The sequence below is a fragment of the Pseudoalteromonas sp. 3J6 genome, from assembly GCF_903995135.1.
In the GTDB taxonomy this organism is placed as follows: Bacteria; Pseudomonadota; Gammaproteobacteria; order Enterobacterales; family Alteromonadaceae; genus Pseudoalteromonas.
Map to the genome: position 1 here is coordinate 2,249,771 of NZ_LR877185.1, position 13,837 is coordinate 2,263,607.

General features: G+C 39.3%; 11 protein-coding genes. 3 read left to right on the forward strand and 8 right to left on the reverse strand.

Features of this window, described 5'->3' with window-relative positions:
- Window position 1 precedes the first annotated feature (1 nt).
- Complete coding sequence (locus P3J6_RS10130) at window positions 2–3,220, forward strand: SPOR domain-containing protein (RefSeq protein WP_198522929.1); 3,219 nt, start codon at window positions 2–4, stop codon at window positions 3,218–3,220.
- On the opposite strand, the gene P3J6_RS10135 is transcribed toward P3J6_RS10130, so the two are convergent.
- Window positions 3,207–3,536 carry a hypothetical protein gene (locus P3J6_RS10135; RefSeq protein WP_041709269.1) on the reverse strand — a complete coding sequence of 110 codons (330 nt, stop codon included), beginning with the start codon at window positions 3,534–3,536 and terminating at the stop codon, window positions 3,207–3,209. The two genes, P3J6_RS10130 and P3J6_RS10135, sit on opposite strands and share 14 nt — an antisense overlap.
- Window positions 3,537–3,711: 175 nt before the next feature.
- On the opposite strand from P3J6_RS10135, the gene arfB reads away from it, so the two are divergent.
- Window positions 3,712–4,125, forward strand: coding sequence for an alternative ribosome rescue aminoacyl-tRNA hydrolase ArfB (arfB, locus tag P3J6_RS10140; RefSeq protein WP_010388730.1), 414 nt, complete (start codon window positions 3,712–3,714; stop codon window positions 4,123–4,125).
- Window positions 4,126–4,183: 58 nt separating this feature from the next.
- Here the strand turns inward: arfB and P3J6_RS10145 are convergent, their stop codons facing one another.
- The 6 genes from P3J6_RS10145 to P3J6_RS10170 all read right to left on the reverse strand — a co-directional run bounded on the left by P3J6_RS10145 (window position 4,184) and on the right by P3J6_RS10170 (window position 9,179).
- Window positions 4,184–5,233 carry a DUF2955 domain-containing protein gene (locus tag P3J6_RS10145; RefSeq protein WP_054201519.1) on the reverse strand — a complete coding sequence of 350 codons (1,050 nt, stop codon included), beginning with the start codon at window positions 5,231–5,233 and terminating at the stop codon, window positions 4,184–4,186.
- Between the two features lie 11 nt (window positions 5,234–5,244).
- Window positions 5,245–6,309 (reverse strand): HlyD family secretion protein, encoded by a 1,065-nt coding sequence (locus tag P3J6_RS10150; protein WP_109875029.1) that lies wholly within the window; start codon window positions 6,307–6,309, stop codon window positions 5,245–5,247.
- 2 nt (window positions 6,310–6,311) lie between these two features.
- On the reverse strand, window positions 6,312–6,788 hold the full coding sequence (locus tag P3J6_RS10155; protein WP_198522930.1) for a MarR family winged helix-turn-helix transcriptional regulator: 477 nt from the start codon (window positions 6,786–6,788) through the stop codon (window positions 6,312–6,314).
- A 90-nt stretch (window positions 6,789–6,878) separates the two neighbouring features.
- Window positions 6,879–7,592: a type 1 glutamine amidotransferase gene (locus P3J6_RS10160; protein ID WP_198522931.1), complete on the reverse strand. Its 714-nt coding sequence runs from the start codon at window positions 7,590–7,592 to the stop codon at window positions 6,879–6,881.
- A gap of 77 nt (window positions 7,593–7,669) precedes the next feature.
- Window positions 7,670–8,566, reverse strand: a complete 897-nt coding sequence (locus P3J6_RS10165; protein ID WP_036955522.1) for a spermidine synthase — start codon at window positions 8,564–8,566, stop codon at window positions 7,670–7,672.
- Window positions 8,553–9,179: a fused MFS/spermidine synthase gene (locus P3J6_RS10170; RefSeq protein WP_198522932.1), complete on the reverse strand. Its 627-nt coding sequence runs from the start codon at window positions 9,177–9,179 to the stop codon at window positions 8,553–8,555. Before P3J6_RS10170 ends, P3J6_RS10165 begins: the two co-directional genes overlap by 14 nt.
- 162 nt (window positions 9,180–9,341) lie before the next feature.
- Here P3J6_RS10170 and P3J6_RS10175 point away from each other — a divergent pair, with 162 nt between their 5' ends.
- Window positions 9,342–11,417: a TonB-dependent siderophore receptor gene (locus P3J6_RS10175; RefSeq protein WP_193049776.1), complete on the forward strand. Its 2,076-nt coding sequence runs from the start codon at window positions 9,342–9,344 to the stop codon at window positions 11,415–11,417.
- Window positions 11,418–11,622: 205 nt separating this feature from the next.
- Here the strand turns inward: P3J6_RS10175 and P3J6_RS10180 are convergent, their stop codons facing one another.
- A complete protein-coding gene (locus P3J6_RS10180) occupies window positions 11,623–13,704 on the reverse strand; it encodes a TonB-dependent hemoglobin/transferrin/lactoferrin family receptor (RefSeq protein ID WP_198522933.1) in 2,082 nt (693 codons plus the stop codon).
- Window positions 13,705–13,837 lie beyond the last annotated feature (133 nt).

The window sequence follows — 13,837 nt, forward strand, 5'->3', positions numbered from 1 at the left end:
AGTGCTAAACATAAGGGCATTAGGCTGTGGTTTAGCGGCTCGCTTATTACTTTGTACATTACTGTTAATTGCACCTAAAGCAATCATCGCAAAGCAGTTACCGACTCTTTATCAATGGCCTATTGATGAGGAGTCTTTTGTGATTATAAATGTCAGGGTAAATGGGCGCTCAGTTGTCTCTGATTTAGAAGCTTACTATTCAAAATCAAATAAATTGCTATTGCCCATAAGCGCCCTGAAATCGACTATGGGAATTAGCTTAAATGTGTCAAAAAATACACTGGCTGCTAAAGTTGACGCAAGTGAGCTGGTTCTCAATGCTGAGCTTTCCTCAACTTTAGCCCCCTCAGAAAATGTTTCATTGTGGGCTGTTGATGACTACGACCACTATGTTGATTTATCCGTCATAAATACACTTTTAAATACCGACTCGCGCTTTGATTACTCACTGATGCAGGTTTCATTTTCTAGTAGCTTGCTTACTTATAATAACAGCCAAGTAACAAGTGGTATTACAAAACAAATTAAGTCCAAAGCACTGCAATACGATCACTTTATAGACGACCAATACCAAACGCTGACCTATCCGATATCTGAATATTCGTTATCAGCAAGCTATAAATCGTCTAATAATCGTTATAAGGGGCTACTCAGGCTTAATAGCTACTTTGACTTATTTCATCATCGAGCTGAACTACGATTCAACAAAAACGAAAACACCGCTAATACCTTTTTAAAAGTAACTAAAGACTTTAATTTAAGTGAACAAGATCACTCACTGGCACGCATTCACTATCAATTGGGAGATATTCAATCTCAATCAGATCAGCTTATTACTAGCTCAAATCAAGGTCGGGGATTTTATATTTCAAATGCTAACCCACATTCGGCACAAAACTTTTCAACCATTACCATTGAAGAACCCGCATTACCGGGCTGGCAAGCGGAGCTGTATCGAAATGGTCAATTTATTGCCACTACTCAAGCTAACGACGAAAATTTGGTTCGATTTACCGATGTTGAAACGTTTTACGGCAACAATATTTTTGAAATTAAACTTTTTGGCTCACAAGGCGAGCAAATCACACGTACTCAAAAATATACAATAGGACAAGACGCTCTATCGCCCGGAAAAATAAGCTATCAAGTAGAGTTTTTAGAAGCAGATAAAAGCGTTTTTAATCAATCTAATAACGCTTCAACAGCGATGAGCAATTCCTTTAAAAGCAATCTATCATATGGCATTAGTGAATTTATCACTTATGACGCTCAAGTTACTCATTTGCAAACTGACCAAGATAACAGCAGCTACCTATCATCTGGGCTAAATACACTTACAGATCACGGCAGTTACCGTTTTCTAGCCACAAAACAACTCGATGCTGGCTATGCTTATTTTGCCGGCTTTAGAGGCCTACTTTCTGATACACTTTTTAACGACATCAGTGTTAATGTTGAATACAGTGCCCTTAATGACTTTTCTAGCGCTTTATTTGTAGCACAAGAGAACTCACTCAAAAATAGGCTGTTATTGAGCCTAAATGGTCGGACTGATTTCTTTAACTCCCTTAACTGGAATATGAGATGGAGCAATGAAGTACGTGAAAATACCAACACTAAAAACCGACTCTCATTAGGTATCAATAAAAGTTATATCGGAGGAACATGGTCAAGCCAACTATTTTATGATGACGATACGAATAACCTAATAAACCGGCTTTATTCTTCAATGGATATTGCCTCTTGGAAATGGACCAACACCTTAGATTGGCAGACTAATAATGGCGCAGAACTTACTCGTTTGAGAAGTAGTTTACGTTGGCCACAAACACAAAGCACCTTCAATCAAACACAGCTGACTTATCAGTCTAACTCTGCAGCAAATACGCTTTTAAGTCATCAGTATACATACCGCCATGAGATATTTAATATACAAGTATCAGGGCAAGTTGATAATCAAGGAGATTGGCGCTTATCTTTAGGTTTAAATGGCACATTTAGTTTTGATCATTTAGAAGCAGACTTTAACTTTGACACTCCTCGCTCATTAAATTCCGGGCAAATAGAAGTTAGTTCGTTCATAGACTGGAATGAAAATGAAATCTTTGACCAAGGCGATGAGCCAATTCAAGACGTTAATTTTACTGGCAACTATCTATGGCGAGATAAATACACCAATAATGACGGAAAGGTCTTGCTGCCAAGCAGTTACGGTGGCCAGGTTTTAGATGTTAATTTACGCTCGTTGTCTAATCCTTACTTGCAGCCCTCTTTAGGGAAAATTAAAACATTAGCTCATAGAGGCGGACAAACCAAAGTAAATATTCCTTTAGTGGTCTACAACGAGGTTGAGGGGACTATCTATCTATCGAGCAATGAAAAGAGTAAACCTATCGCAGGACTGACGGTTGTACTTAAAGAAAAGGGCGGCGAAAAACATTATTCAACGGTCACTGAATATGATGGTTATTATTATTTTCCTAATGTTTCTCAAGGAAATTATATCCTTGAAATAGAAAAAAATGAGCAGCTATCAGAAAACATAACCATAAAAAACCTTCCCGAGCAGATCATCACTGAAAAAAGCGGCGATACCATAATACTGCAAGACATCATTGTATACACAAATAACGCTAATACCTTAAATAAGCAACCAACAACAGCAGCTAAAGCAAACCAAAACACGCCTTATTTTGTGCAATTAGGCGTATTCAAAAAGTTTCAATCGGCACTTATTGTGGCGAATAAAATTGATAAAGCAGCCTATGCTTTGCAGTTATATAAACATGAAAACCGTGATAGCTATTACCTCGTTGCAGGCCCATATAATAATGCAGCTAAAGCACAGCAAACCATTAATGATGTTTATTCAATACCGGCGCTTCATGGCAGCTTTATGGTTGATGCAAGGCGATATGCCTCACCACAGTGGCGAAAAATAGGGGAGTGGGGCGATATGCAAACCCAAAAAACTGAGACTTACTTTTGCCAGTATGGTGCATATACCTCTGAAAAATCAGTTAATAAAAAACTGCTAAGGGAAAATCCATCACTGTTCGTAGCAAAGCAAGCAATAAAAGGTGAAGCCCATTATTTGATGCTGTCAGGGCCGCATAATGCAAAGCAAACAGCGTGTGATAAGCAAGTGGTTAAACAAATAAAAGGGCTCACCACCGCGATAAAGAAACCTTGGCACAGCATTTTTACTATAAATCAGTAGTAAAGTACTGCACCTGTGTTTTGCCATCACTGTTTAAATGCGACTCACATTTTATTTCACAACGCGCTCCCGCGGATTCGGCAACCCAAATCGATTGCGCGCTCTTTTTAATATAACACGCAGAATACAGCGCATCTTCTTTTTGCGCAGCAACAACAAAACAGCGTTGAAAATTACCCAAAGGTAACACTTTAATTGGATAAACTTGTTCTTGTGCAATTACACCAGCACTAAACGTTTGAGATGATTTGGCATAAACAGCATACGAAATAGCGAGCATACATACCAAAGACATTAAAATAGATATTTGTTTCATATAATTAAAGCGAATTAAAAAACAATATAGTAAGTGTAGAGTAAATTCTTTTTTATGTGTTTATTTAGCAATTATTAGATTGTAAATAGCAATGGCCGCCTATCTAATTAGTTGAATCACCACAAGTCAATGTACTGATGTTATAATACATTTTTTGCAAAAAGAACGGGGCACTATGTTAACTATTTCAAACAGCGTAACCATTGATGAATGGGAAGTAGAGCTAAGCGCTATTCGCTCGCAAGGCGCTGGCGGACAAAATGTTAATAAGGTAGCCAGTGCTATACACTTACGCTTTGATATAAACCGCTCTAAATTGCCCGAATTTTATAAAGAACGATTACTTGCTTTAAAAGATTCAAGGATCACCAAAGAAGGGGTATTGATAATTAAAGCCCAGAGCCACCGCACTCAAGAGCTCAACAGGGAAGATGCGCTTAAACGGCTAAAAGATCTAATTTTAAGCGCCACAAAGGTTAATAAGGCACGTCGTGCTACCAAACCTAGCCGTAACTCACAGCGTAAACGTATGGATAAAAAAACCAAACACGGCCAAACCAAAGCTCTCCGCGGTAATATTAAGCTGTAACTTAAGTAACCTGACTCTGGTTAAGCACATAAAAAAGGCTGCGAATGCAGCCTTTAATTTAATCATAAGTATGATGGCGGGTGACGCTAAATCGGTTTAGGATTCGATGCACTACATACACTGCGCTTAAGCTTACTGTTACTGCAACAGCCACCGAGCTAAATCGATACATGGCGCTGTATATTAAATCTTGCCCAGGGCCTAACGACTGACCAAATAAAATCCCAAAAGTGGTCAATACCCCAAACCCAACCCCCGGTGGACCACCACCTAAAATATGAAAACGACTGAATATAAAAGATAAAATCCATAATATAGCCACCGGAAAAAGTAAAACGTCGGTATGGTTATACAAAAACAATTGCGCAACTAAAGCAGCATTACAACCTATCAGTGTACCAATAATACGTTGCCAACTTGCGGTGCCCGCAGCCTTAAAACACAACGAAAATAAAATTAAAATAGATGCAGCTTGCGCCGAAATTGAATCTTGCAAATCAAGCACCTGAAAAACCACAAACGACAAAGTCGCAACCGTGGCACATAACAACACCTCGTGACGAATACTTTCTTTATCCTTGTGCGGTACAGCGCGCATGGGTCGCGCTGTCACGTCAGGAAACAAGCCATGCATCAAGAGCGCAATAATAATAGTAATAAAAATAGCCACACCATTACTTAAAATAAGCGGGTAAATGCTACTAGCTTGATCAACATGACTGGCAAAATGTAACTGAATCGATAAACTCACCGCACCTAACGCACCAAATAAAAACGCACCACCAGAGCTCATTAAGTAAAATAACACGCAAAAACTAGCAAAAATAATGAGCGTCATTAACACCGGCAAGTGTGAAAATAAGCCCTGTAAAATAAGCACTATAAACGCACTGTAGGCAGCACTGGCAACAAATTGACGGATCACGCCTTTGTTAATACTTGGCACTAAACCGAGTAGTAACATAGGGTAAACCGTAAAAAATATTCCATTGGGCCAATTCATTAACTTGCACAAAGTAAAACCAATAGTGCAGCCGCCAGCAATCCGAAGCGCTTGGCGTAAACCATTTGAATCGAGTTGTGGCGCTTGGCTAACATGTTGTGTCATTACTCGCCCCACTAATAAATGTAATGTAACCAACTAATAAAGCGGATCTGTACTGATCCCAACCATTGACCTATAGCCGATTGTGGAAGTAACTGCACAGTGGCACGCGCACCACTGGGCATATTATTTATAAGCTGATTGTTATTTGGCAGCACTAAATGAATACGTTGACGCTGCGCATCCCGAACCCATCGATTGCTGGTTTCGGTGGTGCTAAGTAATCCATTTGCACTAAGTTGTCCGTCACTGACACCGGCTTCAAATATTTCAATTTTTGCGTCGAATACTTCACCAGGTCGGCTATCAAATACCACTTTTGCTAAACTGCCTGGCTGCATGTTTAATAGTGACTTTTCACGAAAATCGGCTACCAAATCTGCTTTTTTTGCTACAACCGCGAGTAATGGCTTACCCGCAACCGCATAGGAGCCCTCAAGTAACTGTAAATTAGCTACAACGCCATCACTTAAAGCACGCACTTGCGTATAAGATAAATTAAGCTCAGCTTGTGCTAACTGGTTTGCTGCATGGCGCAGTGCTAAGTTATCTTGCCCTGAATCGCCACGCGCTAAAACAGCTTCTGCCAACTGTGCTTCAAAGGCAGCTAAATTAGATTGGCTTGCTGCAAAATTTGCACGAATGCTTTCAAGCTCTTGCTCCGAAATAGAGTTTTGTTTGTAGAGTGTTTCGCCACGCTTTTTTAATAGCTGCTGCTCATGCAATTTAGCGTTAGCTGCACTTATTTGTGCCTCCAGCGCTTTTACGTTGGTATCAAGTCGTTTATTTTGCAGTTTGGCATCATCAAGCGCGAGCTGCGCTTGCTCAAGTGCTAGTTGGTAAGTATTTTTGTCTATTTCAAATAATACATCACCCGCTTTAACCGTTTGGTTATTACTAACCAATACATCGGTAACACGGCCGTTTATTTGCGGCGATATTTGCACAACAGGATGGTAAACCCGTGCTTGTGGCGTAACCGGTAGCCATACATCGGCAACAATATAATAGAAAAATACAACAATAAAACCAACGAGCGATACTTTAACGTAGCGAGCAAATTTTTGATCGGGTGTCATACTTATTTATCTCCAGATAAGCTTGCAATACAACGCCGCGCGTTTTCTTCCATTTGCACTAAACTATGCGCCATACCATCAAGCTGCTCCGTGCTTAAACCGGCATATAAACGCTGTTTAATATCGCTTGTGAGCTCTTTTAAGTGTTCTAATAACTTTATACCCTCATAGGTAAAGTACAATTTTTTACTGCGTTTATCGTGCTCATCAACTTGCCGAATAACCAGATTTTGCAGCTCTAATTGCTTAATGGTGCGCGTTAATGAGGGCATTTCAATACCTAAACTGGTCGCCAACGCTTGCTGTGTTGCTCCTAAAGGTAAATGATGTAAGTGGATCATTGCCGTCCAGCGCGACTGAGTTAAACCTAAGGGTTCAACCGCCAGTGTCACCGCTTCTCGACATAAGCGGTGCACTCGACCCATATTGCCGCACAAAGTTAAATCGAGTGTTTCATGAAAAGGAATGCTGCTACTCATAGGAACTCTTACTTGTGAATATCAGCAAATTTTAGCATTAGTTAGCAGGCTAAGTAAATAATTGGCATTTTAACTTCACGTAAATAAGTATTATTCAGATAAATAGTGTACGGCAAGCTTATCTAAGAAAGTATAAAGCTTATTGTTCATCTCATCATAGTTGTGACTTAAGAGCTTTTCGGGCTGTTCAACAAAGCGGTAATTATGGGCATTGGTTAAATCATCGTTGGCAATGAGGAGGGTAACCACCTCGGTGGTCAATTCCATGTGGCATTGAAAACCAAATACTAAATCGCTATAAGCGACTATTTGCCTTGGACAACCTTCGCTATAGGCAATAATACTGGCCGTAGCAGTCAGCCCGGGCATATCGTTATGCCAATGCCCCACATTAAGCTCACTGCCAAAATGGCTAAATAACGGATGATTCAAGCCTGCATCGGTGAGGGTAATAGCAAACTTACCAATTTCCTTTTCTGGACTAGGTTGATAAGTCGCGCCTAACGCTTCACCAATTAATTGCGACCCCAAACAAACGCCTAACACCACTTTGTTTGCCGTGATCATGCTGGCAATAAAGGCTTGTTCTTTTTTGCTATCAAAATAGGCGCACTCTGCAAGCGATGTAGCGGGCGATTGTGGCCCACCCATTACGATTAAAAAATCGATATCATCGGTATGCTGAGGTAAGGGTTCAGCTAAATAAATACGGGTATAAGACAACGTATGGCCATTCATTTTAGCCCAAGCTTCATAAGCGCCTGGCGCTTCAAAATGTTCATGAATAATAAAGTGAATGTACATTGCCGTTTCCTTAAAATATTATCTTTTTAATAATACCCTAGGGTCACCGGATATAAGTGACCATGTGATATCAGCCGCTAAAAGTTAAGTAAATTAGCTGGAGAGTATTGATCAGTCAGCACCTTAGTATCACTTGGCCAGTCCTTACCATCTTTAGTGAAAAACATACGTTGGCTAATTGCCTCTATATCGACATCATAAGGGGCAAGTAACGGAGCTAGTTGCTTAACCCGCTGTGCTATTTGTTGCTCTGTAGGGGTTTTGTTATAACCGGCTAAAATAATACGGTTACTATTATTATTGGCTGTTACATTAATAAAATCGCCAAATACCGCATGATAAGTTGCCGATTCATGTTCATAAAGTTTACTTGATGAAAACGTGTTAGCAGCAACAATTCCGCCTTCAGCTAATACGCTTTTTATTTCTTCAAAAAACTCTTTTGTGAGTAGGTGCTCAGGAATGTAATCGCCATTAAACGCATCTAAAATAATCCAATCAAATTGCTGACTTTTAAGCGCCGCACGTTTAATAAAAATACGCCCATCTTGTACTTTAGTAGTTACGTTATCGGTTTCTATAAAGTTAAAATAATCGCGCGCCACTTTAATTACCGAAGGATCTATTTCAACATTTTCAATGTGTGCCTTTGGGTATAGCTCATGAATCATATTAGAAAGCGTACCGCCACCTAAACCAATAATGAGCACATTTTTAGGGTTATCAATCAGTAATAAACTAGAAAAAGCCAACTTAGTATAATTAAATACCAGTTTTTTAGGGTCGCTAATGTACATGCAACTTTGGCTGCTTTGTCGGGTTTTTTCATCAAACTTTAAACAGCGTAAATCGCCAGTTTCTTCAACGAGTAAATTTCGATATAAAGAGCGCTCTTTATGCACAACATTACTCATACTATGAGCTGAAAATAGCAGCGCCATTATACTAATAAACAATAATTTAAGCTTGTGCATAAACGGCCTCTCGCATTTTAAGTTTATCAAAGCTAATAGCAATTAGTCCAAGCGTGCCTAACACACCAGCAAAACCTAAAATAATGGTGTTAACATCAAACGCCAGTACCATATAAAAAGAGGTAATAATGGTGCCCAGCGCACTGCCTAAGGTACTTACAAAATAAAGGCCGCCAGCCACTTGGCCGCTGCGCTCACTATTGGTAACCAGCAAACGTACAGAGTAGGGCGAGATCATGCCTAAAATAATGGTGGGTATAAAAAATAACGCGGTTGAGGCGAGTAACGAGCCGTAGCGGCTGTCTTCAATATGCGAAAAAATAAATGCCATAATTGGCTCAGCAAACAAAGCAATGGGCACCACCATAATACTGGCAACTAAAAAGATTAACCCATATTTGGTCAACGAAGGATGACGAATAGACAGCTTCCCTCCCAGTAAATACCCGAATGATAAGCTAAGCATAAATACCGTAATAATACTGCCCCAGATATGTACGCTACTGCCAAAGTAAGGCGCTAAAATGCGCCCACCTAACAGCTCTATTCCCATAATACTAAAGCCACTGCTAAAGGCTAAAAAGTAAATTAATGCATTTGTTTTTGTTAACATTATATTATTCTTATTGTGTTATTTTCATCCATCTTAACGTGATAGCTGTATAGCCGCTAGTGTAAAAATTAGACGCACACATAGAGCGCAAAAAAACATTTTGTTATAAAGTAACACATGTTATAGTTTTAGTTATAATATAACGTTACCAAAAAGCATTTTATGAAGTACTCATTAATTTACTTAGCCTGCTTAAGTGCAAGCGCACAAAGCATTGCCCAAAGCCAACCAATAGAGAAAATTGCGGTTACATATAAACAAGCTTACCGAGGCGATATTCCTCAAAAGCAAATGCCACAATCAATCGAAACCCTCGATAACGCGGTACTTGATCAAAAAGGAATAACTCAATTACAAGATGCGCTGGATTTTTCTGCCAGTATTTCACGTAAAAATAACAGTGGCGCATTGTGGGATAGCTTTTCGATTCGTGGATTATCGGGTAACGAAAACATGCCATCGGGTTACTTAATTAATGGTTTTAGCGGTGGACGCGGATTCAGCGGCCCTCGTGATGTATCAAACATTGAGTACATTGAAGTATTAAAAGGTCCAGGTTCTGCACTATACGGGCGCTCAGAACCCGGCGGTACAGTAAATATCGTAACCAAAAAACCTCAATTTGAGCAACAGGGTGAGCTAAAACTTAGCTTAGGTAGTGATAATTTTAATCGCGTTGAAGGTGACTATACAAACGGCATTAACGATAACACAGCATTTAGAATAAATGGCGCATGGCAAGATAGCGATAGCTACCGCGATGAGGTGTACACCCATAAAAAGGTAGTTACGCCATCTATTTATCATCAAATAAACGCTTCAACCAGCATCACTTATGAATTTGAATACGTTGATTTAGCCCAGCTATTTGACCGTGGTGTTGTTGTACTTAATGATAATTTTAATACTGTTCCTAGCTCACGCTATTTAGGCAATCCAAACGATGGTGACACGCAAGTATATTCTCGTGGTCACCAAGTAACTTTAAATCACGATATAAACAATGAATGGTCACTCGTTGTAGGCGCAAACTACCGCAGCTCTACACTAACTGGGTTTTCGTCTGATGCTGAACTTGCACCCTCGCGCCAATCATTATTCGATGATGGCCGCACACTTACCCGCCAACAGCGCTACCGCGATTATGACGTTGATGATACTAGCCTTAAATTTGAGCTAAGTGGGCATTTTGATACCGCAGGCATTACCCATCACTTATTAATAGGAGCCGACGCATACAAATACGACTTACGCACTGGACTTTATCGTTATCGCGGCGGTAATAGCACTTACACAGTTGATATTTATCAGCCGAATTATAACGTTGCTCGTCCTGAAGTAGGTTTGCTCTACGAAAACAACGAACAACAAGATGCTTATGGTATATACGTTCAAGATCAAATGGATCTGACTGATAAAATTAAGCTATTAGTTGGCCTTAGATTCGATAGCGTAGATCAAGACATTTTAGAAACCAAAAGTGGTGTGCTTTCAAGCAGTTCACAAAGTCAGGTAAGTCCACGAGTAGGCTTAGTATATGAACTAAACAACGCTGTAACCTTATACAGCAGCTACTCCGAAGGCTTTTTACCATTAAGTGGTACAGATGCAAATGGCGATCCATTTGGCTTTGAATACAGTGACTCATTTGAAGTAGGCGCTAAATTTAGCTACCAAGGCATAACGGGAACCCTAGCATTATTTGATGCCACTAAAAGTAATATGTTAGTAGCCGACCCTGTAAACGTTGGTTTTTCAGCGCCTATTGGTAAAGCAAATAGTAAAGGTGTTGAACTCGATTTAAGTACTTATATTACTGATGATACAAAGTTTAATTTATCTTACGCTTATATAGATGCCAGTACGGCAAACGACATAATAAATGCTGATTGGGGCGTGCCAATCAAAAAAGGCAGCCCATTAGTCAATGTGCCTAAAAATAACTTAAATCTAACGCTTAGCCATCAAACGGCCGTTCTTGGCAAAGAGCTAGAACTAGGTGCCAGTTATCAGTACACCAGTGAGCGATTAGGCGATGCCGCCGATTTAACATTTAACTTACCGAGCTATCAACTAGTTGGTATTTTTGGGCAGGTAAACTTGACCGAGCGCACCAAGTTAAATATCAGTGTTAACAATATTTTTGATGAAGAATATGCTCAAAGTAGCTACAACGCATTATGGGTTTACCCCGGTGCGCCTACTCAATTTAAGATGTCATTGGCATATCAATTCTAACAATTTCATAGTCCCGATTAGCTATTTTAACCCGACTTTTGTTATTTAGCTTTTCATCCAAAGCGTCTTAATGTAGTGGTTAAGGCGCTTTTTTTATTGTTTTGTATAATGCATAACAGCTGTTAACCCCCTTTACAGTTATTCTTCAATTGATATTAAGGCAATTAAAAAAGCCGTATAGTTTATATACGGCTTTTGTTTTTAATTAAAACTGATAGCTTATCCGAGCCGAAACATTACGTCCTGGTTGGCTATATTGGCTAAAATCAGTGCCTTGTGATTGACCGGCAATGAGTTCAAACGGTACGTACTCTTTATCGAGTAGGTTAAGTAAACCTACATTCATTTGCCATGCTTGCCACTGATAATTTGCATATAAATCAACAACACCATAACCGTTACCTTGTGTTGTTTTATTACCATTAGTATCAAGTACTACATCAGACTGTGACTTGGCTAAACGCCAAGCAGCGGTCCAATTAACATTGCCAAACTCAGTGCTTACCAATATAGAACCATTTAACGGGCTAATACTAGTAAGTGGCTGATCAGAGTCTTTGTTTTCACCATCTACGTAAGCAACATTGGCTTCTAATAAAATATCGTCGGTAACATACATAGCAATACCAGCTTCTACACCGCTGATCTGGGTTTCGCTAATATTTTGATATTGGTAAAATGTTTTATTTACATTAGGAATATAAGTTGGTTCAACACCCGCAATTGCCGTTTCGATAAAGTCATCATAGGCAGCATAAAAAGTACTTAGATTTACACTAATATCGCTACTTGCGTATCTTAATCCGATCTCGAATGAGTCACTGCTTTCAGGGTCTAAATCTGCGTTTGGTAATATTTGATAAAATGGCTCAACACCATGGCTTTGATAAGCTTGGTCGTGTGGCGGTATTTTAAAGCCTCGAACATATTGCCCATACCAAGATAAATTATCGTCTACCTGGTAAATCACACCCAGCTTTGGTGAAAACGCAGACTCGGTAATATCGTTAAGCTCGGCGTCAGCGTATAACGCATCTTTTTTTGCTTCAAGTGCATAATAATCGTAACGAAGACCCGCTACTAACGACCAATCAGTTTCGTTAAATTTAATACTGTCTTGCATATATACACCAACTAAAGAAGTATCGGCGCCAGGAAATGCTTTTTGTTTTTCATTCGTAAAATCAACAGTACCATCATTTAATACACGGGTTTTTAAGCGTGGTCGAGTAGTATCATATAAATCAATATCTACTCCATAGACAAATTCATGCTCGGTATTTTCTCCTTTAACTTCCTTACTAAATACCGCTTTTAAGCCTAAAATATCTTGCTCAAACCCGTAGTCATTATAATCGATGTAATTTCTAGCTGCGCTTATTTGGTCACTTTGTTGCTCGTATCGACTATAAGATAGTTGCCCATACCATTTATCAAATATGGCTGTTGCCATATCTGAATCATAATCGAGTGCAAATGAGATATTTGTATCTTCGTCTTCGGTTTCTTGAATGGATGGAGTGATTACTTGCTCTGTTGTTTGATTAAAGTAATCTAAGGTGTATTTAAGGGTCCGTTTTTCATCAAGTTTTTGCTCAACTTTAAGCAGTAAAGCATCAGAGCGGGCATCGTAACCTGGTAAATCTTCAACGTAGTTTTGTACTTCTTCACTATCGCGATGGCTATAAACAGCGCTAATAGCAAAGTCACCTAAATCTTTTGCTGCTGTAATATCAGCAGCAACCTGATTACTTTGGCCTTGATAACCTAACGCTACTTTTACCAAGCTTTGTTGATCCACTAAATAATCACTCGGGTCTTTAGTTGTTATTACTACAATTCCCCCAAGTGCATCAGAACCATATAGCGATGATGCCGCCCCTTTTGCAACTTCAACTTGTTTAACACCCGCAACATCAAAGTAGTTTCGACCCACTAAATAACCGCCGCCGCCAGCGTAGCCATCGTTTGTGCGTCTTCCATCTTTAATAAAAACAACTCTGTTGCCACCAACACCTCGTACAGTTAATGTTTGCGCGCCTGCGCCACTGCCAGTACTTGAGATACTTGGATCGTATTTAAACATAGTTTGTAAATCTACAGCGAGTTGACGCTCAATATCTTGTTCGGTAATAACCGTTACTGAGCCAGTCACATCTTCAAGCTTTTGTTCAAAACGAGAACCACTAACCACAATATGATCGTCAATAACATTTTCGGCCAGTGAGCTACCAGAGCTAATTAACAAAGAGGCTAATGCTGTAAATTTAAAAGAAAAGGGATTCATCTCCACTCCAAATGATAATAGTTATTATTTACTTTTAAATGGTACAACTAACCCAAAATAAGATCAATTGATTATGATAATCATTTTCATTTAGATTAAAGTGGTTATAATACTAAAAAATAAAATCGGAGTT

Excerpts from the sequence above, each read along its gene's own strand:
- P3J6_RS10180 (WP_198522933.1), bottom strand. The coding sequence starts at position 13,704 with ATGAATCCCTTTTCTTTTAAATTTACAGCATTAGCCTCTTTGTTAATT.
- P3J6_RS10165 (WP_036955522.1), bottom strand. The coding sequence starts at position 8,566 with ATGCACAAGCTTAAATTATTGTTTATTAGTATAATGGCGCTGCTATTT.
- P3J6_RS10170 (WP_198522932.1), bottom strand. The coding sequence starts at position 9,179 with ATGTTAACAAAAACAAATGCATTAATTTACTTTTTAGCCTTTAGCAGT.
- P3J6_RS10160 (WP_198522931.1), bottom strand. The coding sequence starts at position 7,592 with ATGTACATTCACTTTATTATTCATGAACATTTTGAAGCGCCAGGCGCT.
- P3J6_RS10135 (WP_041709269.1), bottom strand. The coding sequence starts at position 3,536 with ATGAAACAAATATCTATTTTAATGTCTTTGGTATGTATGCTCGCTATT.
- P3J6_RS10155 (WP_198522930.1), bottom strand. The coding sequence starts at position 6,788 with ATGAGTAGCAGCATTCCTTTTCATGAAACACTCGATTTAACTTTGTGC.
- arfB (WP_010388730.1), top strand. The coding sequence starts at position 3,712 with ATGTTAACTATTTCAAACAGCGTAACCATTGATGAATGGGAAGTAGAG.
- P3J6_RS10175 (WP_193049776.1), top strand. The coding sequence starts at position 9,342 with ATGAAGTACTCATTAATTTACTTAGCCTGCTTAAGTGCAAGCGCACAA.
- P3J6_RS10145 (WP_054201519.1), bottom strand. The coding sequence starts at position 5,233 with ATGACACAACATGTTAGCCAAGCGCCACAACTCGATTCAAATGGTTTA.
- P3J6_RS10150 (WP_109875029.1), bottom strand. The coding sequence starts at position 6,309 with ATGACACCCGATCAAAAATTTGCTCGCTACGTTAAAGTATCGCTCGTT.